The sequence below is a fragment of the Pseudogracilibacillus sp. ICA-222130 genome (assembly GCF_037892545.1).
In the GTDB taxonomy this organism is placed as follows: Bacteria; Bacillota; Bacilli; order Bacillales; family Amphibacillaceae; genus Pseudogracilibacillus.
In genome coordinates this window covers 1-2,176 of the sequence record NZ_JBBKBG010000064.1, presented here as the reverse complement: position 1 = coordinate 2,176, position 2,176 = coordinate 1, and the positions used below count along the sequence as shown (strand labels likewise).

The following is a 2,176-nucleotide window of genomic DNA, read 5'->3' as shown; positions in this document are numbered from 1 at the left end:
AATGAAATTTCCAAACGTACTGGTTTTAGTTGGGTAACTGTTAAAAAGTATGCTGACGGAGATCAATTACCTGAAGAAAAGATAGTTGAGAAAAAAGGAATGATGTATGAAGAAAAGTGGGGAGAAATTGTAATTGATTGGTTGGTTGAAGATTATGCATTAAAAAAGAAATTGAGAAGGAACAACAAAAACATCTTCAAAGGGTTGCAAAATATAGGATTTACCGGTTCTTATCGAACCTTGTGTAACTTCATCAAGGATGAATGGAAAGAGAAAATGTTGGAGGATTCGGATGAGTTGAAAGAAGAGTATGAAAGACTTACTCATCCACCCGCTGAAGCTCAAATAGATTTCGGTATGACAGAAGCCATCGAAGATGGAAAGGCAAAAGATATTCATGCTTTGGTTATGAGTTTCCCTTACAGTAATGCAGGCTATTCAGTTCCCTTACCTGCTGAAAATCAGGAGTGTTTTTTAGACGGTCTTAAAATACTCTTTAATCAAGCTGGGTTTGTTCCACGAAAGCTTCGCTTGGATAATCTTTCAGCAGCAGTAGTAAAAGCAAGAGGACGGGGTCAAGAAACAGTTTTTAATGAGGAGTTTCTACGCTTTGCTAACCATTATGGGTTTGAAGCACAGGCTTGTAATGCAAGAAAAGGAAACGAAAAAGGTCACGTAGAAAACAAGGTCGGATATGTTCGTTATAACTTTTTTACTCCGTCTCCTGTAATTAAGGATTTAGCGCATTTACGCGATTTATTATTTGAACAGTGTCAACAGGATCAACAACGGGCTCATTATAAGAAAGATATAGTTATTGCAGATTTATTTGAAGAAGAAAAGAAATATGGGCTAGCTTTGCCAGAATCTGAATATCCAGTGTTTAAAAAAACTATGGTTACCGCTAATAAATATGGTGAGGTGCGAATTGACGGAGAATTAATCCATGTGCCTAGAAGCTATCAGTACGGCAGGCTACATCTAATCCTATATTGGGACACTTACAAAGTTGTTACCCAGAACGGTGAGATGCTTTCTAAAGGTCCTAGACCATATATGAATCTGGCAAGAGAAATTCCGTGGCATTCTATACTTAACAGATGGAGACAGAAGCCACGTTCAATTGAATATTCTAGATATTTTCCATATTTACCAGGTCGCATTTCTTACTACTTAAACATTGAATCTATGAAATTAAGAAAAGAGCGCGTAGAGTGGTTATTGAGTTTAATTATCAATCACGATATGCAAGAAATAGATGAAAGGTTTTATGAGTTGCTACCAGCAGAAACAAAAGCTAATCCGAGTCATGGTGTTTCTGCGAACCACCCTTACGATGTTGATTGGAATATCTATGATTCACTCCGACCTAACGGTCAATCTATCGTGAAGGAGGGGGTCTAACATGACTGATGCGGTTAAAGAAAAATGTAAATTACTTCGCTTAGCATACATTGCCGATTTATATAAAAAAATTCCTTTCGAAAGCCCAGAACAATATATAGTGGATTTATTGACACAAGAAATAGAGCTAAGGGAAATCGCCAAGGGAGAACGTCTAATCAAAAAAGCAAAATTTATGAATGAAAAAGAACTAAAAGATTATCAATGGGGCGATCAAATTCACTTTCCACAGAATTTTGATAGAGAAAGTCTTGAATCTCTGTCTTTCATCAATAGAAAAGAGAATGTAATTCTATCAGGGGCACCAGGAACTGGAAAGTCTCATTTAGCAACCGCATTGGGGCGAAAAGCTTGTAGAAATGGACATGAGGTCCGTTTCTACCGAGTCGCTGATTTGATAGAGCTTTTGGAAAAGTCATGGACCGAAGGTCGATTTCAGACTTTACGCAATCGCTTTAACAAAGTCGACATGATTATTCTTGATGAAATGGGGTACGTGCCATTTAGCAAGGATGGCGCAGAGTTACTGTTTCAATTGATTTCTGACTGGTATGAACAGAAAAGCCTTGTAATTACATCGAATTTAGAGTTTAGTCAATGGAATAAAATATTTGTGGATCCTCGTTTAACCGCTGCTTTAGTAGATCGAGTTATTCATCACGCTCATATTTTAAGTTTTACTGGTGATAGTTACCGCGTGAAAAATGCTTTATCAAATCGTTAGTTACGTCAAAATTAAGGGCTGGCAAAGTTCTAAACTTTTCTTTGCATT

Annotated in this window: 2 protein-coding genes; both read left to right on the top strand. The window is 37.1% G+C overall.

Features of this window, described 5'->3' with window-relative positions; translation table 11 throughout:
* Positions 1-1,404, top strand: a 1,404-nt coding sequence (gene istA, locus WKT09_RS13555; RefSeq protein WP_340416540.1) for an IS21 family transposase, incomplete at its 5' end; no start/stop codon positions are given.
* A 1-nt stretch (position 1,405) separates the two neighbouring features.
* Positions 1,406-2,128: an IS21-like element helper ATPase IstB gene (gene istB / locus WKT09_RS13550; protein ID WP_340416539.1), complete on the top strand. Its 723-nt coding sequence runs from the start codon at positions 1,406-1,408 to the stop codon at positions 2,126-2,128.
* Positions 2,129-2,176 lie beyond the last annotated feature (48 nt).